We start from the raw sequence: 24,279 nt of genomic DNA, 5'->3' as shown, positions 1-24,279 counted from the left end.
TTTTAATCCTTCCGCTTAAGAAGCTCGCCACGGGCCGCTTTCTGGGTTTCCGTGAGGATGCCACGCAATATATTCATTTCCGCCCGGCTGACCGAGCTTCGTCCGTACAACCGACGCAGGCGCGCCATCAAGTGCCGCGGCTTTTCCGGGTCGAGGAATTCGATGGCCACCAGGGTTTGCTCCAGGTGTTCATAGAATCGCTCCAGCTCATCCATGGTCGCCAATTCGCCACTTTTGGTGGACGCCACTTCATCCTTCTCGACCTTGCTCGGCTGGCCCTGGGCCGCGAGCCAAGACATGCGCACTTCATAACTCAACACCTGCACCGCTGCCCCAAGGTTCAGCGAACTGAACTCAGGGTCTGATGGGATGTGCACGTGATAATGACATCGCTGCAGCTCTTCATTGGTCAGGCCGGAATCTTCACGACCGAAGACCAAGGCAATCTCCGCACCTTGCGCCGCCTCCTCGACCACTTTCGTACCGCATTCGCGGGGATCGAGCAGCGGCCAGGGAATACGACGGTCACGGGCGCTGGTGCCGAGCACCAGATTGCAGCCGACCAAGGCATCTTCCAAGGTGGCGACGACTTGCGCGTTTTCAAGGATGTCGCCGGCACCTGAGGCACGGGCATCGGCCTCGTGGTGCGGGAACAACCGCGGTTCGACCAGCACCAGCCGCGACAGGCCCATGTTCTTCATGGCACGCGCAGCCCCGCCGATGTTGCCGGGATGGCTGGTATTGACCAGGACGACACGAATGTTATGCAGCACGGGAGGCGTTCTCGAACACAAAATGGGGAGCAGAATCTTACAGTTCATCCTACCGTTAAGCTATGAAAGCGAACACCGACCTTCACCTGTAGAAAAGTTCTGATAGAATGCCCGGCTTTCTTTAACAACCTTAGGTGACACATCCATGCAGCCCATGCTGAATATCGCGCTGCGCGCCGCCCGCAGCGCCAGTGAATTGATCTTCCGCTCCATCGAGCGCCTGGATACCATCAAGGTCGACGAAAAAGACGCCAAGGATTACGTATCCGAGGTGGATCGCGCCGCTGAGCAGAAAATCATCGACGCGCTGCGCAAGGCTTACCCGAACCACTCGATTCTCGGTGAAGAAACCGGCATGCACGCCGGCAACGGCATCGAAGGTGAAGAGTACCTGTGGATCATTGATCCCCTGGACGGCACCACCAACTTCCTGCGCGGCATTCCACACTTCGCTGTCAGCATCGCCTGTAAATACCGCGGTCGCCTGGAACACGCTGTTGTTCTGGACCCGGTTCGCCAGGAAGAATTCACCGCCAGCCGTGGTCGCGGCGCTCAACTGAACGGTCGTCGCCTGCGCGTCAGCGGTCGCACCAGCCTCGACGGCGCCCTGCTGGGTACCGGTTTCCCGTTCCGTGACGACCAGATGGACAACCTCGACAACTACCTGGGCATGTTCCGCGCCCTGGTTGGCCAGACTGCCGGCATCCGCCGCGCCGGTTCGGCAAGCCTGGACCTGGCCTACGTGGCTGCCGGTCGTTTCGACGCGTTCTGGGAGTCGGGCCTGTCCGAGTGGGACATGGCTGCAGGCGCCCTGCTGATTCAAGAAGCTGGCGGCCTGGTGAGCGACTTCACCGGTGGTCACGACTTCCTTGAGAAAGGCCACGTTGTTGCCGGTAACACCAAATGCTTCAAAGCAGTGCTGACGGCGATCCAGCCGCACCTGCCGGCCTCGCTGAAACGCTAAGCGAAGGCCCACAAAAAAAGCACCTTTCGGGGTGCTTTTTTTATGCCCGGAATTTGCCAGGGCAAGCTATAGGTGACTGATAAACAGCGGGCACAAAAAAGCACCCTTCCGGGTGCTTCTTTTTGAATCCAGCAATCAGCTCATCACTGAGCCGGTTCGTTCTGCGACAGAACCAGTTTGCCTTCTTTATCGACCGGAATCTGGTTGCCCGGATCACGATCCATCCGCACTTTGCCTTCCTTGCCGTCCAGCGAATAACGGACGTCGTAACCGACTACCTTGTCGCTGATGTCATTGACGGTGTTACAGCGAGTCTGGGTCGTGGTGTAGGTATCGCGATTCTGCATACCTTCCTGGACCTTGTTCCCCGCGTAGCCACCGCCGACAGCACCGGCAACGGTCGCGATCTTCTTGCCATTACCGCCGCCGATCTGGTTGCCGAGCAAACCACCGCCCACCGCCCCCAGAACCGTACCGAGGATCTGGTGTTGATCCTTGACCGGCGCCTGCCGGGTCACTGCAACGTCCTTGCACACTTCACGTGGAGTCTTGATCTGTGTTTTTACCGGTTCAACGGCCAACACTTGCGCATACTCAGGGCCGCTTTTAACCAGGCTGTAGGTGGCAACAGCGCCCCCGGCAGTCACACCGACAGCACCCAGTACCGCACCAACCAGCAACGACTTGTTCACATGAACCTCCTGACCATCACATGCGGGTCAAAGCCCGCGCTTCTCCCAGCCTTGGAGCATAAAAAAAGGCGCGAGTTCAACTCGCGCCTTTTTTGGCAGACAACCGGGAAAGCGATGGCCGTTATGGACGGTCGTCAACTTCCTTATCGGTCGCCGCAGGAGGAATCAAATCCTCGCTGCTCAGGTTCAGCCAGATCAGCACCACGTTCGCGATGTAGATCGACGAGTAAGTACCCGCCAGAACACCGATAAACAGGGCAATGGAGAAGCCGAACAGGTTATCGCCACCGAAGAACAACAGCGCCGCGATCGCCAGCAACGTGGAGATCGAAGTGGCCATGGTCCGCAGCAGGGTTTGCGTGGTCGAGATGTTGATGTTCTCGATCAGGCTCGCCTTGCGCAATACCCGGAAGTTCTCACGAACCCGGTCGAATACCACAATGGTGTCGTTGAGCGAGTAACCGATGATCGCCAGTACCGCCGCCAGCACCGTCAGATCGAAGGTGATCTGGAAGAACGACAGGATACCGATGGTCACGATCACGTCGTGGATCAGCGAAACGATGGCGCCGACCGCGAACTTCCACTGAAAGCGGAAAGCCAGGTAGATCAGGATGCCGCCGAGCGCCATGAGCATGCCGAGGCCGCCCTGGTCGCGCAGCTCTTCACCGACCTGCGGGCCGACGAACTCGACGCGTTTGACCGTCGCCGGGTTGTCGCCGCCAACCTTCAGCAGCGCTTCAGCGACCTGGTGACCCAGTTGCGGGTCTTCGCCAGGCATACGCACCAGCAGGTCAGTCGTCGCGCCAAAGCTCTGCACGATGGCTTCGTGGTAACCCGACTCAGTAAGTTGGGTACGCACCTTGGAAACATCGGCCGGACGCTCGTAGGTCAGCTCGATGAGCGTACCGCCGGTGAAGTCCAGGCCCCAGTTCATGCCCTTGTGCCAGCAGCTGAACAACGCCAGTGCGGTCAGGAACAATGTGACGCCGAACGCGAAGTTGCGAACGCCCATGAAGTTGATTGTACGTAACATGGCAGCCCCTTAAATCCACAACTTCTTGAAGTCCCGACCGCCGAAGATCAGGTTGACCATCGCGCGGGTCACCATGATGGCCGTGAACATCGAGGTAAAGATCCCGAGGGACATGGTCACTGCGAAGCCTTTGACCGGGCCGGTGCCCATCGCAAAGAGAATCCCGCCGACCAGCAATGTTGTCAGGTTGGCGTCGAGAATCGCGGTGAATGCCCGGCCGAAGCCTTCGTTGATTGCCCGTTGTACCGTCATGCCCGCCGCGATCTCTTCACGAATCCGCGAGAAGATCAGTACGTTGGCATCGACCGCCATACCCATGGTCAATACGATACCGGCGATACCCGGCAGGGTCAGCGTTGCACCCAGCAGCGACATCAGGGCCAGCAGCAGCACCATGTTCACGCCCAGCGCGACGGTGGCGATGATGCCGAAGAAGCGGTAGATGGCGATGATGAACAGCGAGACAAACAGCATGCCCCACAGCGATGCATCGATACCCTTGGTGATGTTGTCCGCACCCAGGCTCGGGCCAATGGTGCGCTCTTCAGCGAAGTACATCGGTGCAGCCAGACCACCGGCACGCAACAGCAGCGCCAGTTCGGACGACTCGCCCTGGCCGTTCAGGCCCGTGATACGGAATTGAGCACCCAGTGGCGACTGGATGGTCGCCAGGCTGATGATCTTCTTCTCTTCCTTGAACGTTTGCACCGCGACGTCTTTCTCGACGCCGTTAACCATTTGCTTGGTGTAAGTGGTGATCGGACGCTGCTCGATGAAGATCACCGCCATGCTGCGACCGACGTTGCTGCGGGTCGCACGACTCATCAGCTCGCCACCATGACCATCCAGACGGATGTTCACTTCGGGCGTGCCGTGCTCGCCGAAGCCAGCCTTGGCGTCGGTGACCTGGTCACCGGTGATGATCAGGCCACGCTCGATCTGTGCCGCAGGACGATTGCCTTCACGGAACTCGAACGATTCGGAAGTGGCTTTCGAAGCACCTGGCTCAGCCGCCAGACGGAACTCGAGGTTGGCCGTCTTGCCGAGGATACGCTTGGCTTCTGCGGTGTCCTGCACGCCTGGCAGCTCAACCACGATGCGGTTGGCGCCCTGACGCTGGACGATCGGCTCAGCAACACCCAGCTCGTTGACGCGGTTACGTACCGTGGTCAAGTTCTGCTTGATGGAGTATTCACGGATTTCCGCCAGCTTGGCCGGGGTCATCGCCAGACGCAGTACCGGCTGGCCATTCAGGTCGGCCGGAACAATGTCGAAATCGTTGAAGTTCTTGCGGACCAGCGCACGGGCCTGTTCGCGGGCTGCTTCGTCAGTGAAGCCCAGCTGAATGGCGCCATTGAGTTGCGGCAGGCTGCGATAGCGCAGTTTCTCTTTACGCAACAGGCTTTTCACATCGCCTTCGTACACTTTCAAGCGTGCGTCGAGGGCTTTGTCCATGTCCACTTCCAGCAGGAAGTGCACACCACCGGACAAGTCCAGACCCAGCTTCATCGGGTGCGCGCCGAGGCTGCGCAGCCATTGCGGGGTGGTTTGTGCCAGGTTCAGTGCAACGACGTAGTCATCACCCAATGCCTTGCGCACGACGTCTTTGGCCGGCAGCTGGTCTTCAGCCTTGGTCAGACGGATCAGGCCGCCCTTGCCGTTGGCCGACAGCGTGGCCGCCTTGACGTTGATCCCGGATTCCTTGAGCGCCGTGCTCACACGATCCAGATCAGCCTGATTGACCAACAGCGCGGTGCTTGCACCGCTGACCTGAATGGCCGGGTCATCAGGGTAAAGATTGGGAGCGGAATAAATCAGACCGACCGCCAGCACCGCCAGGATCAGAATGTATTTCCACAGAGGGTATTTGTTCAGCATCACGCCGCCCGCTTATGACGCGGGGCGCCTTGCGCGCCCCGTCGATTGAGTAGAAGTTGAAACTTAGATCGCTTTTAGCGTGCCTTTTGGCAGCGTGGCGGCGATGGCGCCCTTCTGGAACTTCATTTCCACGGTGTCGGAAACTTCCAGAACCACGAAATCGTCTGCCACTTTAGTGATCTTGCCGGCGATACCACCGGTGGTCACAACTTCGTCGCCTTTTTGCAGGCTGCCGAGCAGGTTCTTCTGTTCTTTGGCGCGCTTGGCCTGTGGACGCCAGATCATCAGGTAGAAGATGACCAGGAAACCGACCAGGAAAATCCACTCAAAACCGCCGCCCAGTGGGCCTGCAGCTGCCGGTGCAGCAGCGTCGGCCATGGCATTAGAGATAAAAAAGCTCATTTAGCACTCCAGTTGCAAATGTTGAATCTTGGGGTCAGAAAACTCAGTCCAAAGGCGGAACAGGTAGCCCGCGTTTGGCGTAGAAGGCATCGACAAAGGCGGCCAATGTACCCTGTTGAATAGCCTCGCGCAAACCAGCCATAAGCACCTGGTAATGGCGCAAATTGTGGATGGTATTCAACATGCTACCCAGCATTTCGCCGCACTTGTCCAGATGGTGCAGATAAGCACGGGAGAAGTTCTGGCAGGTGTAGCAATCGCAGGTCGGATCCAGCGGCGAATCATCATGGCGATGGAACGCGTTACGGATCTTCAGCACGCCTGTATCAATGAACAGATGCCCATTGCGGGCATTACGGGTTGGCATCACGCAATCGAACATGTCCACACCGCGGCGCACACCCTCAACCAGATCTTCCGGTTTGCCAACGCCCATAAGGTAACGAGGTTTGTCAGCCGGCATCAGGCCTGGCAGGTAATCCAGCACCTTGATCATCTCGTGCTTGGGCTCGCCCACCGACAGACCGCCAATGGCCAGGCCATCGAAGCCGATCTTGTCGAGGCCTTCCAGGGAGCGCATGCGCAGGTCCTGGTGCATGCCGCCCTGAACGATGCCGAACAGCGCCGCCGTGTTGTCGCCATGCGCATTTTTCGAACGCTGGGCCCAACGCAACGACAGCTCCATCGACACGCGAGCGACGTCTTCGTCGGCCGGGTACGGGGTGCATTCGTCGAAAATCATCACGATGTCGGAGCCCAGGTCACGCTGGACCTGCATCGACTCTTCCGGCCCCATGAACACTTTCGCGCCATCAACCGGAGAGGCGAAGGTCACGCCCTCCTCCTTGATCTTGCGCATCGCGCCGAGGCTGAACACCTGAAAACCGCCGGAGTCTGTAAGAATCGGGCCTTTCCACTGCATGAAATCGTGCAGGTCGCCGTGCTTCTTGATCACTTCGGTGCCAGGACGCAGCCACAAGTGGAAGGTGTTGCCCAGAATGATTTCCGCGCCGGTGGCGGTGATATCCCGCGGCAACATGCCCTTGACGGTGCCGTACGTGCCCACCGGCATGAAGGCCGGGGTCTCGACGGTACCGCGCGGGAAGGTCAGACGACCGCGACGAGCCTTGCCGTCAGTGGCCAGCAGTTCAAACGACATACGACTCATACAGTGTCCTCAGGGCCCGATTCTTTAGGGGCAGTCGGCGCAGGATTACGGGTGATAAACATCGCATCACCGTAGCTGAAAAAGCGGTAACCATGCTCCACCGCTGCTTTATAGGCAGCCATGGTTTCGGGATAACCGGCGAACGCCGAAACCAGCATCAACAGCGTGGATTCGGGCAAATGGAAGTTGGTGACCAGGGCATCGACCACATGAAACGGCCGGCCCGGGAAGATAAAGATGTCCGTGTCGCCACTGAACGGCTTGAGCACGCCATCGCGGGCGGCGCTTTCCAGGGAACGCACGCTGGTGGTCCCCACCGCCACCACCCGACCACCGCGCGCACGGCAAGCGGCCACCGCATCCACCACGTCCTGGCCGACTTCCAGCCATTCGCTGTGCATGTGGTGATCTTCAAGCTTCTCGACCCGCACCGGCTGGAAAGTGCCCGCGCCGACGTGCAAGGTCACGAACGCCGTCTCGACGCCCTTGGCCGCAATGGCCTCCATCAGCGGCTGATCGAAATGCAGCCCCGCCGTCGGCGCCGCCACCGCGCCCAGGCGCTCGGCGTACACGGTCTGATAACGCTCGCGGTCCGAACCTTCGTCCGGGCGATCTATATAGGGAGGCAACGGCATGTGCCCGACGCGATCCAGCAGCGGCAATACCTCTTCGGCAAACCCCAACTCGAACAACGCATCGTGCCGCGCCAGCATCTCTGCCTCGCCGCCACCGTCGATCAGGATCTTCGAACCGGGCTTGGGCGACTTGCTGGAACGCACATGCGCCAGCACGCGATGACTGTCGAGCACCCGCTCCACCAGAATTTCCAGCTTGCCGCCGGAAGCCTTCTGGCCAAACAGCCGCGCCGGAATCACCCGGGTATTGTTGAACACCATCAAATCGCCCGGGCGCAAATGCTCGAGCAAATCAGTGAATTGACGGTGTGCCAGGGCGCCGCTGACCCCATCAAGGGTCAACAGGCGACTACCGCGACGCTCGGCCAAAGGGTGGCGAGCAATCAGCGAATCAGGGAGTTCGAAAGTAAAGTCAGCAACGCGCATGATGGGGTTCGTCTAGCAGGGGCCGGAAGTCTAGCCGAAATAGTGAAAATTCTCTATGTACCTGATTGACCGACGGTAATCTCATCTCTATACTTCGCCGCCATTGAGCCCTGATGGCGGAATTGGTAGACGCGGCGGATTCAAAATCCGTTTTCGAAAGGAGTGGGAGTTCGAGTCTCCCTCGGGGCACCATATAGCAGTATCTGAAAGTCTCTACCAGACTTTCAGACCCAGAGAAACCGGCCACTTGGCCGGTTTTTTTGTGTCTGTCTATCTACCCCTGTCTCTCCCTATACGTTGTATCCCTGTATCCCTGCTTGTATCCTGAGAAAAATACCGAACTTTGGGATACAAGGATGAAGCGCGCAGATATCAAGCGTCGCCCTCTCGCTGACACGACACTTGCGGGGCTGGAGCCGGAATCAAAGGAATACCGGGAGCTCGACGGAAACGGCCTCTACTTCAGGGTCAAACCGGATGGTGGTAAATCCTGGCAGCTTCGCTACAAACGTCCGGCGGGCAATTGGGCTTGGATGGGGCTCGGGGGCTACCCGGAAGTAAGTGGTGCGTTGGCACGGGACAAAGCTGCCGAGCTACGCAAAGTAGTGAGTAGCGGTGCCGATCCCCTTGAACAAAAGCGATCCGCGAAAGCTGCTGCTGATACGGCCAAAACCCGCACCTTTCGAGCTGCTGCCGACGCCTGGCTCAAGGCAAAAGAAGAGAAGGGCCTTGCACCCTCCACTCTCAACAAAATCCGTACCTACCTCGACAAGGACATACTTCCGGCATTGGGAGACAAGCCTCTCGACGAGATCACCCGTGCCGATTGCGCAAAACTCCAAGCATCCATCGAAGCTCGAGACGCGCACAACGTAGCGGAAAAGTGCCGTACCTGGATCAATCAGATATTCGGGCGAGCCATCGGCTTAGGTCTGACTGAGAACGATCCGGGTAGTCGCCTTCGCGACATTGCGGCCCAAGCGCCCAAGACTCAACAGCACCCACATTTACTAGAACCTGAGCTGGGTGAATTCCTCACGGCACTCAAAAACACCCCCAGCAGACTGACGGCCCGCACTGCTGCGTGGCTTTGCATTTGGACGGCGTCACGGCCGGGAATGGTTCGCTTGGCCGAATGGAAGGAGTTGGATCTAGAGAGAGCCATTTGGACAACGCCTGCTGCCAAGATGAAGATGCGCCGAGACTTTGTGTGCCCTCTACCCCGCCAAGCTGTTGCTGCCCTGAAGGATTTGCACTGCCTAACCGGACGTAGTCGCTGGCTCTTCCCCGGTGTCGGAGCGAAAAATCCAACCATCAGCGAAAACACGATCAATAAGGTATTTGCCACGATTGGCTACAAAAGTCGCCTGGTTGGGCATGGTACTCGGCACACAGCGAGCACACTGCTTCGGGAACATGGCTGGCCTAAAGAGCACGTCGAAGCGCAGCTTGCCCACAAAGAGGAAGGTATCTCAGGGGTATACAACAAAGCTCAATACCTTGAGCACCGCGTAACGATGATGCAGTGGTATGCCGATCATCTTGATGTACTGGCGGACGGCAATGTAGTGCAAGGACAGTTCGGAAAGGCGGTATAAACAAACATTCTCCCCCGCCCCTCAAAAACCGGTGTAACGGGTGTTACAGATGTAACGCAAAGGCCCAACTAATTGAATATAAAGAACTTTATTCATGTAACACATGACAAAAGGAAACCGTACACGCGGTGTGACATGCTCATGCCGTGTAACACGGGAGCCTTCTCTGGTTCCCCATGAAGGTTGGAGTCAACTGAGGGGATCGCTGCTCTGCGTCTTATTAGCGGGGTGCCGGGGATGATTGCCTCGCTGGAGTTATTCCTCGCAGGGGGTATGATCATTAGGCGACAGAGGCTTATAGCCACTACAAAGCGATTAAGCATACTTAGGGAAAAGTGAATGCAGTCTGTTACGTATCGTGCTGATCTGAGCCCATGTACACCGCTTAAGTACCAGCAAGACATTGAGAAGTACGCCGGTAACATCGAATGTAGCGAGTGCGAAGCAAGAGCCTGGTTCGTTCGAGGATCTTTAGGTGGGGTTCGCGAAAAAGCAGCATGCTTTGCGGCCCACCATGAAGACGGCTGTCAGATAAAGACGGTCATTCTAGTAATCGATGGAGAGGATTCTGGGCCTTCTGATGGCGCCGACACTGCACAGATCGTCGTAGATCTTGATAAGCGCTCATCCCAGACCATCATGGCTCCGGAGCCCTCTAACAAACCTCCGGTGTATTCTCCTTGGGGCAACCTTCAGAAAAAGTATGCCAACGCCTCCGACTACCCGATCAATAAGTCACTGAGACAGATCCTCTCCCACCTGATCCGCAATCCAAACTATCCCGAAGATGATGCCACGATCAAAGTCGTAACTGACGGCGGGCGGGTAGCACTTGAGGGTTCCATTCGCAGCCTTCTGTCCTCTCAGCATCAGCTCTCCAATATAGAGCTGGGCTCAGTCAGGCTCTTTTGGGGACTCATCACAAACGTCAACCGAAGGAACGGCCTTGTCTGGTTGAACTGCGGTGATTACCTCACGGAGCCCAGCCTTCTTGTCAGTGATGAGAACCTAGAGGAGGAAATGCTATCCGCGTTCAAACTGCACGACATGAACGAGCTGGCGGGCGCCAGATTCATTGTTATCGGGTGGCTTTCGGGGTCGGAGAAAAAGCCGATCATTAATTTCGGTTTTGCCAAATACATCGCGTTCGTGAAATATCGAATCAAAGACGAGGAAGAACAAGAAAAATGATTTCGTCACTGATATCACGCCTTCGCCATCTCGCCAAACCTCCCACTCCAAGGGATACCGCTCGTCGGAATGAAGCTCAAAAAAAGCTCGCGTTTCCGTGCCATTCCGCTCTATTTCCGCTTATTAACGAACTCGAATAATCTCTTATTTTCTTTGCCTCCAGAACTATATAAATAGATACCCCTGTATCCATGAACAGGGTTTTTATCTATGTCCCCAACAAAATTCTCACCGTCCAAACTGCAATCACAAGTAGTGGCGAATGAAGTACCCCTCAGCTCGCTGAGCCTTTCTGGCACAACCTTTGATCCCGCAACAACACTAATCCGCATGCCTGAGGTTATGGCAATCGTTGGACTAGCACGCCCTACAATTTACAAGCTGATGCAGCAGCCAGAAAGTGGCTTTCCATTGCCCGTAAAGCTCAGCAACAGCACTGCCCGTGGCGCGGCTGTGGCATTTGTTTTAGGAGAAGTCCAAGACTGGGTAAGAGCACGCATTGCGGCGAGAAACAAGGTGGCTGCATGAGAAAACTCATCCCTCCACGCGGAAAATATCGACCATTTCACTCACTGCGCAAAGTCGGATTCTCCGTCACTCAAGTTAATCGTTTCGAACGTCTGCGCCGCAAGCATGAAAATCATGGCCGCTCGCTTTGCGTGCTGAGTTGGCCAGATGGGGTCTGGTGTGTGCTGATCATGCATACCGAGAGCTTCGGCATCGTCGTCCTGGGCGAAGCACAAAAGACGGACGCTTATCACGACGCTCGCCAGATGATCCGGGACGGTTACTCCCCAGTACTCACCTTGCGCCACGAGAATCATGCTTGAAATGAAAACGCCCCCGGGAGCGATCCGGAGGCGTTTAGGTAAATCTACATGCACGAACAATTTATGCCGCACCTGAACAAACCGCAAGCTATCAACGCAGTTGCACTTTCGAAAAACGGACGTTACTCTCTGGCCGTCGCTGCAAATTCAGCGAACGGGTTTGGCGACCCGAGTACATACAGGCGCACAGGCGTCTCCATACCGATTGCAGGCGCTTTTTTTGTGCCTGCATTCCTGCTTTATGGTAGCTGTGCGTGGGAGACCTTCGGGTCTGCCGGGGTCCTGTATGCCCGGTTCGCCAACCTGCGCACAGCTGCCACCCTTAAATCGTTTGGCGACGATCAGTGGCAGCTCCTCACATACAGGAGCTCGACCAATGTACGCCCTCAATCCGTTCAAAAATCGCGCCGCAGCACATCGTGCAATGGCTCTCGCCGCTTTACACGCCAACTCCAGCCTCGCTACACGTCTCACCCGATACAACGCCCATATGGCCAAAGCTCGCGCGCTCGAAGCCGCAGGCGGTGCCCAATGAACAACGCCCTGAGCTGCTCCCTACCCGAAGACCTGCTCGACGTCAGCAACGATGTCGAAGCCGGCATTCCGATTGACGCCATTACCTGTGCCATTAACCGCGCTGATTCAGTACTGACCCTGCTCGAGGACCACTTCGAAAGCGAAAGCGACAGACCTCGTCTGGCCAATCACGTACTGGCCGCCGTCATTTGGGACGTGCGCGGCACCCTGGGCCTGATCAAAACCCTGACCCTGCACGGCGATGCGACTTCGCTTCCTCGGGCTAAAACTGGGGGTGCGCAATGAGCCTTCAAGCCAGCATCACCACCCAAGGCACGACCTCTTTCGCACAGTGCGGGCAGCCCCATCAGATGCTGTTTCGGCTTAGTGCCGGCGTCCCAGTGTCCGAAGCGCTTGAATACGCCTCTGACCTGCTGAGCTGCGCGAATCGCATGACGCTTCTGGCCACCCACGGCGACAACACTGAGCAATGCGCGATGGCCGCTCATTACCTCAGCGAAATGGGTAAAGCCGTGATCGACGATGTGACCAGCGCCCTCCTGCGAATGGAGGCTGGCCATGACCAATAACGCGAAACGCCCCAGCTTTGCCGACGTGAAAGCGGCTTCTCTGAAAGAGATCGACCGGGTACTTTCCCATTGGCTGCCCAACGGTAAACGCGTCGACGGTGGTAAGGAATACACCGCCGCCAATCCAACCCGCACCGACAAGCGCGCCGGCTCGCTCAAGGTCAACTTGAGCAAAGGCACCTGGGCAGATTTTGCCACCGGAGACAAAGGCGGCGACCTGATCGATCTGGTGCGCTATCTGGATGGCGGTACCGACGTCGAGGCCTGCAATAAGTTGGCGGATCTGCTGCGCGTTACCGCTGGGGCGGCTCAATCGAAACCTAGCTCCAGCAAAAGCAAAACACCGGAATGGCTCGCAATCCAGCCGATCCCAGCCGAGGCCATGAACAAGTGCCCGACCAAACATCGGCAACACGGTACGCCGTCCAACGTCTGGATATACCGCAACGCTCAAGGCCAGCCGGTCATGGCGCTCTATCGCTTCGATTTGGGCCCGGACGAAGACGGCAAACCACGCAAGGTGTTTGCCCCCTTGACCTGGTGCCAGGGTACCGACGGTCAAACGCAGCAATGGCGTTGGCAAGGTCTGCCTGAGCCGCGTCCACTGCTGCGCCTGGATGAACTGACACAACGCGCAGAGGCTCCCGTCATTCTATGCGAAGGCGAAAAGGCCGCCGACGCCGCAGCGAAGCTGCTGCCCAACTACGTGGCCACGTGCTGGCCGAACGGTTCGAACTCCTGGCACAAAGCCGACCTAACACCGCTCAAAGGTCGAACGGTGATGTTGTGGCCCGACAACGACGCCAGCGGTAAAAGCTGCATGAGCGCCGTAGCCGAACAACTGCAACAGATCGGCGTCGCGTCGGTGCGCGTGATCGCCCTAGGCGTCTTCAAACGCAAGCCCACGCTCAAGAATGACCAACCGACCTTCGCCAAAGGTGGTCAATGGGAAGACGGCGACGACGCGGCCGATGCCCAAGCCAAAGGTTGGACGGCGGCGCACATCGCTGAGCTGGAACGCAGCGGTGAATTGTTTGGCGTCGAGCCGGAGAAAGCACCGGCCGGTCTACCCGAAGCCAAGACTAAGCCGGCGACCAAGCGCGCCGCGAAACCCAAAAACGATCTGTTGCCCGGCGGCTTCCGCCTGACACCCGAAGGCGTGTTTTATTCCGGTGACGATGGCGAGGCACGTCCAGTGTGCTCACCATTGGAGATCCTGGCGCGCACCCGAGATGCGCAGGGTCACAACTGGGGTCTGCTGGTCGAATTCGACGACCCGGACGGGGCGAAAAAGCGCTGGAACATCCCGGCGCGAACCATGACCGGTGACTTCGGCAAGGACGTGCTCGGCCCGCTCGTCGACATGGGTTTGCGTCTCGCCGGCAGTCGCTCCGGTCGTAATGCCCGCAACGACCTGCAGAGTTATCTCGGCGGCTTCGACAGCGCCCAGCGCGCACGCTTGGTCACCCGTTTGGGCTGGCACGACAGCGCCTTTTTACTGCCCGAACAGCAGATCGGTTCGCACGCCGAACACCTGCACTTCTATGAGGCCGGCGCGCAACTCCCGCCGATCAGCGAAGCCGGCACCCTGGAGCAATGGCAAGAGCAAATCGGCGCCTTGTGCATCGGCAACCACCGCTTGGCGTTTGTCGCCAGCGTCGCGTTTGCCGGTCCGCTACTGCACCTGCTTGGTCATGAGTCGGGCGGCTTTCACCTCTACGGTGACAGCTCGGGCGGTAAGACCACCCACCTGCAAGTGGCCGCCTCGATCTACGGCGGGCCACGTCTAGTGCGCTCCTGGCGCTCCACGGATAACGCCTTGGAGTCCATCGCTGCCGCGCATTCTGACGGACTCCTGGTGCTGGATGAAATCGGCATGTGCGACCCGCGCATCATTGGCGAAACGGTGTATATGCTCGGCAACGGCACCGGAAAGGCTCGCGCCAATGATCGAGGACAAGCTGGCCGCCAGGTGCAGGAGTGGCGCTTGCTGTTTCTCTCAACTGGCGAGAAAACCTTGGCGCAGCACATGGCCGAAGCCAATAAGGAGCTGAAAGCCGGCATGGAAGTGAGGATGCTCGCGGTTCCAGCCGATGCGAGCAAAGGCCTCGGCATGTTCGATGCGCTGAACGGTTTTGAGGACGCTGCCGCCCTCTCCGATGCGCTCAAAGCCCGGGTAACCAAATACTACGGCACGCCCCTCACCGCCTTTCTGCAAGCACTATGCGCGCCTGGAGAAATGCTCAGGTGGTCCGTGATTGTCCGGCGTACGGTGGAGCAGTTCATCACCCTGAACCTGCCCGCCCTTGCCAGTGGACAAGCCCAGCGAGCCGCCCTTCGCTTCGGCCTCGCTGCGGCGGCTGGAGAATTGGCCACCGCCTTCGGAGTCACCGGTTGGCCCGACGGCACTGCTACGACAGCCGCACGGGTGTGCCTGCATGCGTGGCTGGCCGAGCGTGGCGGCGCCGGAAACTTGGAGGGCGATGCGATTTTGGCTCGGTTACGCCAGGTCATCGAGCGCTTTGGAGAAAGCCGCTTTACCCGCTGGGAATCTGCCGCTGCAAAGATCGATGAGCACGGTCCCCGCACGATTGACCGGCTGGGCTTTCGCAAGACGATGGAACACGGCATGGGCGACGCCCTGCACACCACAAACACCTACTACGTGCTGCCCGAGGCATGGCGCTCCGAAATTTTCCGAGGCATGAACCTGAGTGCGGTTAACAAAGAGCTTTTGCGAAGAGGTGTTCTAGAGCCAGGAAAGGATGGCAAAGCCTCGACCGCAGTGCGACTACCGGGACTGGGCCTGCAGCGCTGCTATGTGGTTGTCGCAGTGCCAGAACAAGGTGATCACGGTGCCCAGGCGGCCTAAATATGGCTGCGCCATGAGGAAAGCAGGCTCACCTTGGCCTGGCCCGCCAGCGAAAAAACCAATCCACATTTCGTCTTTAGGAACTCAACATGAACGAGCTAAAACAGCAACAAACCGCCTTGCGTCAAGAACTGGAAACCCTGGAACAAAGTCTTCCACAACTGGAAGCCGAATGGCGCAATGCACCCAGCGAATACAATGCTAATGGCAATGCAATTGGGAGCCCTGAGAGCCGCGAGGCTCTGGAGAAAGTTTCAAGCGTCACATCCCGCATACGAGCCATTCCAGGTGCGCTGGCCGCAATTGATCGGAAGATTCAACACCTGGAACGCTTGGAAAAAATTGATCAGGTCAAAGCTGAATCTATCCAAGCGATGACCGATGCAAATGCTGTAGTCGAAGCGCTAGAGCGAAAAAAAAAGCACCTAAATGAACGGTTTCAGACGATTCAATCGGAAGCGGATCAATCACTGGAAAAAGCGCAACAAGCCGAGCGTGACGCTGCGACGTCCTACGCTAAAAGCCTGGCCAGTGGCGATATCGAAGGGGAAAAATCAGCAAGCAGCGAAATGCAGAAGGCGGCCAAACAACTGGCAACAACGGACGAGCAGGTCAGAAGGCAAGACCTGATCCTCGGCGCTCTGCAAGTCGAGATTGATACCCTCGAGGCCCAAATCAAATATGCCCGCCAACGTGGAGATGAAGCCAAGACGGCGGCATTGAACGCAGTCGGGTTTGCGTTAGACGAGGAATGGAATGCTGCAACCGAGCGACTGATGGCCGTGGGCGCCCGGATACTTGCCGTCAGCTATCAGAAAGGCGGTATGGGAGATGCGTTGTCTGGGCTTGAGGTGCCTCGTTTCGGCCCCTTCCATTCGAGACTCGATCGTACCGATTTGGCAAACGTCGCCCATAATATCTCCCTGGCAGAACTACTCGCCGCGTAATCCCGAATCAGCCCGCTCTCGCGGGCTGATTACTCTACCGAGTATCCCGCAACACTTGGCGCAGGTGCGAACAACAATCAACGAGCGAATTAGCAGTTGCTGCGGAGTCCGGTCTGAACGAACGTTCCTCTAAACGCCAAGCACAACTCAATAGAGAGCGCGTACTCAAAGAGACCGCAATGGGCCAGAGGCTGACGAACAAGAATTGATCGCGCTGAGGGTTTGCAGCAAAGAAACGAATTCAACTCGATTACAAACGAACCCGCGACGAAGTGCATGCTGGGACAGATACTCCACTGCAATTGATGGGCATCGTGACACAAACATGGGTGGGTATGGTTTGCAGCGGGAGCCTACTCAGCCCCTGATAATGCGGCTGAACAAGTTGAAGGGTGAAGGTCTATAATTTTTCAAGATATGAAAATTTGATATGTGTTGATTTTTTACAACTCTAGCGGGATTTTTTACTTATGGTAGTGAGTAGAAGTGTTTAGCGGCTTTCTGAATTCGATCTAGAACAGGGGTGAACCCTAAGAAATTTATGGTTTTCTGGTTAGCCTTTACCACTTTTTGTGAAAAGGTATGTTTACTATAAACAAGTTGGTTAGGTGCTTTATGAACTACGGAGAATCGTTGCCCATCTACGATTGTATTTAGGGTATCCGAGGTAAAAAAATCCTCCATCATTGTGTCATCACCCGACATTTTTAACGGAGTGAAAACTACATACAGATTCTGGGCGACGTAGTAGAAATCGAGAGACTTGTCGAGATTTTGCGCCTTCCCTGAACCGATCATGTATTTGTTCCCAGTTACAACTTTGAGCGCCGTAAATATTTTCTGGGAGCCTTCATCGTTATCTACCACAATAATTGTAGGATGTTTGAACGGATGATTTTTATATTTCCCACAACAGCTTACGTAACGCTTTATTAATTCTCCAATATCTCCGGTACCTCCATAGAGACCGAGCAATCTATGAGTGAGATCGGTGTATTTAAAGAAGTTAACATTCAATACAGCTTTGCCGTCGGCATTGAGTTTTGCAAGAATGGTATATTTTTTTGCAAGGCTTTTAATTGCGCACTGCAGGTAGATATTGTCTGTTTTCCCCTCGCAAAGTATTGTTATTTTTTGGTTTCCATAGAAATGTTTGTAGAATGCAAAGTCGGCGTGAACCTTCTCCATCGCGCTAAGCTTAATATCCTCATCTCGTATCGCGCTGTTTTCAACAATTTTTGACCTGTTGAATGTATTTACCATATATATATAGCTTAGCATTCCACCGAGCTGATTTATGGTGCCTGGAATTTTGGCTTTAACTTTTGGGTCTTTATCGGGAACAGAAAATGAACCAGTATTAAATAAGCTGTGCGCCATGGCTCTAGCTTGATGCCGATATACTGCAGGCGAATTTATTTTTCTGTTCACCGTTAGTCCCGTTACAGACTGTCTAGACTCCTGGTACTGCATTCTAGTTTTATTTTCATTTAGTGCGAAGCCACACTTCGATACGATTTTTATAAGTGTAGGGCTGGCCACCCACTCGTTTGATGGCGATACAAGTGCAATTTCTTTTGGGAATGTTTTTTTATTAGTCGAAAATGTAATGTCGTCTGCATATCTTGAATATGAACAGCCTAGTTTTGAAGCTAATTCTACAAGACGCACGTCAATGAGGTGGCCGATTAAATTTGAAAATACAGGGGAGGATGGCGCTCCTTGAGGTAAGGCGTCATCGTGACATGCAATTTGAGCTAAAGCACGCGCCACTTTTGGATTAAGCGAGAAGCTTTTATTCTTGGTAAGAAAGCCGAACACGCGACCTCTGTGAATTGAACCAAAAAAATTCTCTATATCTATGTTAAAAACATATCTTTTTTTTCTATGGAGGTCTGCATTGGTCATTATGGAATGACCTTTTGTAAAGCCGTGCGAAAGCGAGGTTGTTATGTTGAGATCGGCATTCATGTTGTGAATGCACAGCTGTAATAATTTTGAAACTTTGACTTGTAGAGCTTTCAATTCTTCCCTTGGAGCTGCAATTGAACGCGTACCGCCAGAACTTTTCGGTATGGTAAATTTCGTATACCGATTGGGCATTTTGTAGATTACATACGATAGTTTTTTGGGCTCGTATGCAAGCAGCTCTGCAAGGTCATGAAGTCCCTGCGCGGATCGAAGAATGGCTAGTTTAGACAAGTTCATTCATCCATGAAAAAAAATAGTAGAGCTTATAGATACTCATTAGCGTCCGCCAGACATTTACTTTGGCGCCAAGACTGCTGATAACTGTATGAGCAATCACTCACACAAGATTTGCAAATGTCACGAAACATGACAAAAAATCTATCTATAAGCTCTGAAGGAAAGGTAGCACATGGCTATCAGGTACAGTCAAGACTTTTTCTTTTACCACACGCCATTGTCACCACACCGTACCTGCGGGCTACTGGGGTCTTTTTTCCTGTGCTTCCGCACCCGGGTTAAAATCAGTTCGGGCTTGGGACTGTTGGAGTGATTACACGCGTAACTTATAAAGGCGATTGCCTTGACCAAGCTACGGAAACAGTTTCCGCCAGCGAGTGGGTACGTTAGGCGGTATCTATTGCTTCATCCTGAATCGCCCCTAATTTCGTCGACATTGAACAGGCGCATCTGGCCGATAGCCGCCAGTCGGTGAGCGCCCGTCAAACGAAGACATCTGATTGCGCGTTTAACCGGGCGTGACTTGGGGCGGCGTCCTTTAGACAGACTATGTTGTCACAAATCTGGCGATAACCAGCAACCCGGCCCAGACGCGATAAACTATGTTGTCAGGTCCCAAAACCGAGTGACAGAGGCGGGCGCCGATCAGTAGCCCCCCAATCCTCTCAAGGAGGAAAAAGCATGGCAGCGAATCAGTCACCTCTGGAACTGGAATCCAGCACTCTCGAAGAAATTGTCGAGGCGCTGTCGTTGGGTCGATCCATTACGCTGCCTGAGGGCGCTGAAAGCTTTCTTTTCGGCGCCGAAGATGCCCGAATAGCATTTCGCTTCTACGCGTCTAGGCGAGATCTTTGGGCCCAACAAAAGCAAATCTCCAGTACCGAAATAGACCAGTTGCTCCAAGCACTGGAAACGCCTAAGGCCGCCGTGCCTAAAGAACAGCCTGCAGCTTCCGCGCTCAAGCGCCCTCGGTGGCGCATCACGCAGATCAGAGCACATAGGTTTGCGGGCTTACACCGTCATTGCGGTACTGATGGTCAGGCACCGGACCCTCTTTCGCTAGAACTCGACCGTGATGTCACCTGCGTGTGGGGATTCAATGGCGCCGGAAAAACGGCCTTTCAAAGCGCGATCATGTGGTGTCTGACTGGTCAGGCACATCGCTCCCAGCACAAACCGTCGTTTGTGCATCAGCCGATAACCGTTGAACTGATGCAGGCGCCGGACGAGGAGAATCCGGGCCGGGATGAAATCGCCAAATCCATCGCTCTGCCCCCGATAGTCCCACTTCCTTCTGCCGAAGATTTAACAGCGCTGCAGGATAAGCCCGCAGTTGATACCTGGGTTGAGCTGACCCTGAGGGAGCACTCCGGGCAAGAGGTCGTGGTGCGACGAGAGCTCAAGCTAGGTCCCAGAGGAACTGTCACCACCCCAGTGAGCGGCATCGAGCAGCTAGGCCTCCCTCAATGGGCAATTGAAGCGGGTACCTTGATGCCCGCGATCGCGACCACTATGCGCTTCGACGAGAAAACCACGTTTGCTGATGCGATTGCTCAGCTGACTGGACTGAGGCCGTTGCAAGATCTTGGCAAGCGTTCCGAACGACTGGCCAAACGCTTAACGGGTGAAGAAAACGACAAGGCCAAAGAGGATGAAAGTGCCGCGCTTCTGCGATTTTTGACCAGCAAACGCACATTGGGTGAAGCATGGACAATGCAGGTGGAGGCGCTTGGTGACTTACCCGACCTCATGTCCCCCGATCAGGAAAGCGAAGAAAAAAGCTGTAAAGCGGCAGTCGAATCGTCGATAAACCATCTGGAGGAACTTCGCCAGCAAGGACAGAACGACATAGATGAGATTCTCGCGGGCTCAGTCCGGTTGGAAACGAAGGAACAAGTGGAGGCTTTCATAAACATCCTCGCGACGGCGAAAGAGCGTCTCGCGGCTGTGGCACTTGGATCGCTGCCATCTGTCGAAACACTCAAACGGCTAGGCGAAATCCAAGACGCCGACAGAGCAGTTGTGATTGCGAAGCTCGAAGAGCTAAGGGAAAGAGCACTTGATCAGGTTGCACGACAGAAGAAAAAGGAGGAAACCGCACGATGGCAGCTGTACGCCATAGTTTCCCAGTGGCATCGCCGTCATCACCCTGAAGAACCGTTCAGCGATTGCCCGGTATGCGGTTCAGATCTTACCCAAGTACCTCCCGATGCTTTGCTGGACACGGCGGTGCTCGGTGCGCTGGAAGCTAGCGCGCTCGCACATACGGACGCCACGAAGACACTTCAAGACTGGCAGCAAGCCGCTGCAAGCGAGCTGCTGGAGGCGCTTCCTGCCTCGCTTCGCCCGTTCGTTGACATTAGATCACGTGCAACGCTGTTGGAGATCTATCGGGGTGCGTATCTAAGTGAGCTGTTGAAGGATCCAGCCTTTAGCACCCAGTTACGTTCGCTGAAACAAAATGCTGAGAAGGTGTGGAACCATTCGGTGCAAGCGCATCCTCTACCTGTGCTGCCCGACTCCCAGATAATCGAATTACCGCAGGAACTTCGATCTACCTCTCTAGCCAACAGGTTTGCCAATCTGCAGGCGGCGTTATCGCTAGCGCTACATCGTCAGCTCAGTGAGGATCAGATTAAGCTCGTCACGCAGCGTTATTTTGGTAACGGCTCGTTCAGCCGAGCCAAGGCCACTGACGACCAGATTGAAATGGCCATGTGCCCGTTAAGGCACCAAGTGATTGCACTGCAGCAAGCCGTTACGTCCGCCGACCCTATCATCGCGCTTTTGCGCCAGATGAATGAGATCGAAGTGATTCGGCAAAGCTGGGTGAAAGCTCGCAAGCAGCATCGATTGGTACGTCGAGCCGCCGCCGCGATCAAGGAGTTCGCACGACTGCCTGGGCTCGTTCATCACCAGGTAGAGGGCCTGATAACGGTACTAGATGAAAGGACGACTGCGTGGTTGAAAGTCATTTACAGGCCGCACTACGTCGGAGGGCCAGCGTATATCGGTCTGGATCCAGCTAGAGCCCAAGGTGTTGGTCTGTACGCTGGCCTCGGATCTGTTCGAGTGCACGCTCATGAGGTGATGAACTCCTCGCATCTTCGCGCTTGTGTCTGGGCGTTTGTCTTCAGTTTGTGGGAGCGTATTCGTGAACGTGCCGGGGTGCTTGAGGTGCTTCTGCTGGACGATCCGCAAACCTATTTCGATCCGATCAATACCGAGAACCTGGCTGCCGCTATACCGAAACTCGTCGAGGCAGGCATGGCTCTGATCATCACCTCAAATGACAACCGGTTTATCGCGGCCGTAAAAAGCCGATTGCCAAAAACTTCTTTGGCTTCTCCATCCTGGACGATGCTGCAAATCAGCCCCATCTCTTCCTCTCGGTATACGGCTGCGTTCACCCCAGCCGTCGAGGAGGTGTTGGAGCGGCGCGCCGTATGGCTTGAAGACGAATCGGATGTTGCCAAGGCGCAGGAGTTCGTCGAGCGAGTACGCCTTCATATTGAGAACCGGTTGTGGGACTTGCTGGCTTCAGATCCGATCCTCATCTACAAGCCTACTCTTGCGGACCTAATCGCCCACATCAGTAGTGCCCGCAATGGCGGTGAGCAGCCATTCAATGAAATACCGTTTGAACGCCTGCTAAAGTGCAAATCACTGCGCCCAGGTTCAACGTTCTATTCAATCATCAATAACGCGCATCACAACCTGCGTGACGTCACCCCATTTGATGCGGGCGAAGTGAGCGGCGCTTTTGATGAAGTCGATCGATTTATTCGCAGCTGCAGTGCGTCATATGCCCGTTTTATGGGCCGGCTCACCCGTGAGGACGAAGACTTCTTTTTTGCGTCTTCGCCCCCTGCACCCGTACCGATCCATCTCAACGAGAGTCCGATTCGAGTTCTCGGCGACTTTAGCGCTCGCACACATTCGGATGCGGTTGCCGTAGAGGGTGAGTTCACCACAATTTCACTCTCAGACTTGGGTGAAATTGCCCTTTATGCCATCCGAGGTTCCAGTCTGGGGGCATTGGCATTGCCGGGCCAGACGGTAGCCGTTTCGCTGAGCGAAGAAGCCAAAAACGGTGACCCTGTTATTGCTCTCTGTGGGAACACTGTCTTGGCTCGTCGATATCACTCCGACCAGAGAGATCCTTCGAAACTGACTTTGGCGTGCGACCAGTCCGGCACAGAAAGAGTGGCGCCTGCCGTGACGTTGTCAAAAAATAAGGTTCGGATACTTCCTATAGTCGGCATTTTCTACGGCAACACACCGCGAGAGGGAGATCAGGAAGCTCGCTGCGTCGATACCTGTTCGATACTGGACAAGCCGCTTCTCGCCGCACGCATCATTGAGGACAGTGGCTACCCAGTCGTCAGAAACGGCGATCTCGTCTTGCTGGAGTCTGTTGAGCTATCGAGTGAGTCACTCCTGGATCCGATGAAGGGTGACGTCGTAGCGATCATGGCCGCGCAGCACGGCGAGCAATTCGCCTATTTGAAACGGGTCGGGTCTTCCATTCAGGGCACTGGTCTACGCATTTTCGAGAACGTGGGTACCTTCGGCGACTCACTGGCGGTGTCCTGTTCTGACGGGAACTACGGGGCAATTGATTGTTTACAGCTGCAGAGTATGTGGCGCGTTCACGGGGTTATCAGAGCAAGGCTGCCAGGGCACTAGATCTATCACCGCCGAGCAATGACTGTCTGCTTTTGGCCGGACGCGCGCCCATGCAGACAAACGCCAATACTAGAAACTGCCAGTTTACTTATCGCTGTCACATGTAACACCTGTGCGCTTGTAACACTTCATTGTGGTCGAAGCGCACAGACGTGTAACACCATAAAAACCGTTATTAATCAAATACATAAACAATCATGTAACACGAGTAACACCTGTAACACCAATTTTTAGCCCCTAGCCCCGTGAGTGGATAAACCTTCAGCGATGTAGGCCATAGTCATGCCCATCCCATTTAAAAATATCAGGGGCCCCTGGGAGAGCTGACTTGATACGGGGTCGGAAACCCGCCGGACTTTGTTAGCGGATAGGTGCCCAGCTTAGTGAACAGGTGAATCGGGTGAACACACAGTTCACCAGTGCGATTGCACAAGATGTTGAGAGGTCGCCGGGGACCCTGAGCATTTCTGAATTACACGGGGCATAGAACCCGCGCGATCTTGGTAGTGGCTGATTTTTTTACATTGGTTGACAGGTTGACTCGGTTGACGGCCCAAGGTGTCCATAATCATCAACACAAAAGGCCATCGTTACCGGTGCGGTAACGATGGCCTTTTTTCAGCAGGATTCTTTCAATTTCAATGGCTGAAATTTCAGTAACTTTGAAGTTCTCCCACTAACGCAGTCCCGCGGGTTTCCGACCCCGTGTGTCTCGCAACCCCTCAGGGTCCCCACTGGATTTTCACACCCAGGCAATCGACGACTTCGATGACCACGCCACCAGAACCCACCTAATAGATGGAACTGACCATAGTGATAGATCCGCTGGTCGTCGGGCTTCAGCCCAAGCCGGAGCTGCCGCTA

At 55.5% G+C, this 24,279-nt stretch carries 18 protein-coding genes and 1 tRNA gene; 11 read left to right on the top strand and 8 right to left on the bottom strand.

Going from position 1 to position 24,279, the window contains the following annotated elements; genetic code table 11:
- Positions 1-2: 2 nt before the first annotated feature.
- Positions 3-773 (bottom strand): tRNA (cytosine(32)/uridine(32)-2'-O)-methyltransferase TrmJ, encoded by a 771-nt coding sequence (trmJ, locus tag HKK53_RS26655; protein ID WP_054613614.1) that lies wholly within the window; start codon positions 771-773, stop codon positions 3-5.
- 145 nt (positions 774-918) lie between these two features.
- Here trmJ and suhB point away from each other — a divergent pair, with 145 nt between their 5' ends.
- On the top strand, positions 919-1,737 hold the full coding sequence (suhB, locus tag HKK53_RS26650) for a type III secretion system regulator SuhB (protein ID WP_092278434.1): 819 nt from the start codon (positions 919-921) through the stop codon (positions 1,735-1,737).
- A gap of 143 nt (positions 1,738-1,880) precedes the next feature.
- Here the strand turns inward: suhB and HKK53_RS26645 are convergent, their stop codons facing one another.
- The 6 genes from HKK53_RS26645 to queA form a co-directional block, all read right to left on the bottom strand.
- A complete protein-coding gene (locus tag HKK53_RS26645) occupies positions 1,881-2,429 on the bottom strand; it encodes a glycine zipper 2TM domain-containing protein (protein ID WP_169373234.1) in 549 nt (182 codons plus the stop codon).
- Positions 2,430-2,550: 121 nt separating this feature from the next.
- Positions 2,551-3,465, bottom strand: a complete 915-nt coding sequence (secF, locus tag HKK53_RS26640) for a protein translocase subunit SecF (RefSeq protein WP_169373233.1) — start codon at positions 3,463-3,465, stop codon at positions 2,551-2,553.
- A 9-nt stretch (positions 3,466-3,474) separates the two neighbouring features.
- Positions 3,475-5,343, bottom strand: a complete 1,869-nt coding sequence (secD, locus tag HKK53_RS26635) for a protein translocase subunit SecD (RefSeq protein WP_169373232.1) — start codon at positions 5,341-5,343, stop codon at positions 3,475-3,477.
- A 63-nt stretch (positions 5,344-5,406) separates the two neighbouring features.
- Positions 5,407-5,745, bottom strand: a complete 339-nt coding sequence (yajC, locus tag HKK53_RS26630; RefSeq protein ID WP_169373231.1) for a preprotein translocase subunit YajC — start codon at positions 5,743-5,745, stop codon at positions 5,407-5,409.
- Between the two features lie 43 nt (positions 5,746-5,788).
- On the bottom strand, positions 5,789-6,904 hold the full coding sequence (gene tgt, locus HKK53_RS26625; RefSeq protein WP_161807656.1) for a tRNA guanosine(34) transglycosylase Tgt: 1,116 nt from the start codon (positions 6,902-6,904) through the stop codon (positions 5,789-5,791).
- A gap of 5 nt (positions 6,905-6,909) precedes the next feature.
- Positions 6,910-7,974, bottom strand: coding sequence for a tRNA preQ1(34) S-adenosylmethionine ribosyltransferase-isomerase QueA (gene queA / locus HKK53_RS26620; RefSeq protein WP_149658086.1), 1,065 nt, complete (start codon positions 7,972-7,974; stop codon positions 6,910-6,912).
- Between the two features lie 107 nt (positions 7,975-8,081).
- Here queA and HKK53_RS26615 point away from each other — a divergent pair.
- The 9 genes from HKK53_RS26615 (at position 8,082) to HKK53_RS26575 (ending at position 16,518) form a co-directional block, all read left to right on the top strand.
- Positions 8,082-8,166, top strand: a tRNA-Leu gene (locus HKK53_RS26615).
- Between the two features lie 164 nt (positions 8,167-8,330).
- Positions 8,331-9,572, top strand: a complete 1,242-nt coding sequence (locus tag HKK53_RS26610) for a tyrosine-type recombinase/integrase (RefSeq protein ID WP_123509317.1) — start codon at positions 8,331-8,333, stop codon at positions 9,570-9,572.
- Between the two features lie 339 nt (positions 9,573-9,911).
- Positions 9,912-10,763 (top strand): hypothetical protein, encoded by an 852-nt coding sequence (locus tag HKK53_RS26605; protein WP_169373230.1) that lies wholly within the window; start codon positions 9,912-9,914, stop codon positions 10,761-10,763.
- 210 nt (positions 10,764-10,973) lie between these two features.
- Entirely contained in the window at positions 10,974-11,291 is a 318-nt protein-coding gene (locus HKK53_RS26600; protein WP_169373229.1) for a helix-turn-helix transcriptional regulator, read from the top strand.
- Positions 11,288-11,593, top strand: a complete 306-nt coding sequence (locus HKK53_RS26595; RefSeq protein ID WP_148058603.1) for a hypothetical protein — start codon at positions 11,288-11,290, stop codon at positions 11,591-11,593. Before HKK53_RS26600 ends, HKK53_RS26595 begins: the two co-directional genes overlap by 4 nt.
- Before the next feature lie 531 nt (positions 11,594-12,124).
- Positions 12,125-12,415, top strand: coding sequence for a hypothetical protein (locus tag HKK53_RS26590; protein WP_169373228.1), 291 nt, complete (start codon positions 12,125-12,127; stop codon positions 12,413-12,415).
- A complete protein-coding gene (locus HKK53_RS26585; RefSeq protein ID WP_169373227.1) occupies positions 12,412-12,699 on the top strand; it encodes a DUF3077 domain-containing protein in 288 nt (95 codons plus the stop codon). The genes HKK53_RS26590 and HKK53_RS26585 overlap by 4 nt, the downstream gene beginning before the upstream one ends.
- The gene (locus HKK53_RS26580; RefSeq protein ID WP_169373226.1) at positions 12,689-15,571 is read left to right on the top strand and encodes a DUF927 domain-containing protein; all 2,883 of its coding nucleotides are present in this window, start codon (positions 12,689-12,691) and stop codon (positions 15,569-15,571) included. Before HKK53_RS26585 ends, HKK53_RS26580 begins: the two co-directional genes overlap by 11 nt.
- Before the next feature lie 89 nt (positions 15,572-15,660).
- A complete protein-coding gene (locus HKK53_RS26575) occupies positions 15,661-16,518 on the top strand; it encodes a hypothetical protein (RefSeq protein ID WP_169373225.1) in 858 nt (285 codons plus the stop codon).
- A gap of 468 nt (positions 16,519-16,986) precedes the next feature.
- Here the strand turns inward: HKK53_RS26575 and HKK53_RS26570 are convergent, their stop codons facing one another.
- A complete protein-coding gene (locus HKK53_RS26570) occupies positions 16,987-18,720 on the bottom strand; it encodes a retron Ec67 family RNA-directed DNA polymerase/endonuclease (protein ID WP_169373224.1) in 1,734 nt (577 codons plus the stop codon).
- A 687-nt stretch (positions 18,721-19,407) separates the two neighbouring features.
- Here HKK53_RS26570 and HKK53_RS26565 point away from each other — a divergent pair.
- Complete coding sequence (locus HKK53_RS26565; RefSeq protein ID WP_169373223.1) at positions 19,408-23,415, top strand: AAA family ATPase; 4,008 nt, start codon at positions 19,408-19,410, stop codon at positions 23,413-23,415.
- Positions 23,416-24,279 lie beyond the last annotated feature (864 nt).

It is taken from the genome of Pseudomonas sp. ADAK7 (assembly GCF_012935675.1).
Taxonomy (GTDB): domain Bacteria; phylum Pseudomonadota; class Gammaproteobacteria; order Pseudomonadales; family Pseudomonadaceae; genus Aquipseudomonas.
Note: the sequence above shows the minus strand (reverse complement) of the source record. Positions and strands in the feature narration are given on the sequence as shown.